This window comes from Pantoea sp. GbtcB22, assembly GCF_019091025.1.
In the GTDB taxonomy this organism is placed as follows: domain Bacteria; phylum Pseudomonadota; class Gammaproteobacteria; order Enterobacterales; family Enterobacteriaceae; genus Pantoea; species Pantoea leporis.
Genome location: NZ_JAGXKB010001124.1, coordinates 1 through 228, shown reverse-complemented (window position 1 = coordinate 228; position 228 = coordinate 1). Strand labels below are relative to the sequence as shown.

The 228-nt window shown below is 59.2% G+C and carries 1 protein-coding gene; it reads right to left on the bottom strand.

The window, feature by feature from the left end; genetic code table 11:
• Positions 1 to 228, bottom strand: a 228-nt coding sequence (locus KVT28_RS27700; protein WP_217551575.1) for a hypothetical protein, incomplete at both ends; no start/stop codon positions are given.

Here is a 228-nt window from a genome sequence, read left to right as displayed (position 1 = left end):
TGAGAGCGAAATCGGCGAACCCTGCGTGCCGAACTTTTCAGCCAGATTGTCGGCAACCGAACCAAGTAGAAAACGATGATGATAGGCGGGGAATCCGGCACTGGCCCGAAGCATGTCGGCATAAGTGATCTTGTCGTTGGCGCCCGACTTCGCGCCAAACTCGAGGCGTTGCGGCCATTCCATCTCGATTGGCGGAACCGCGAGGAACAGGGGGCCGGGAAATCGGCC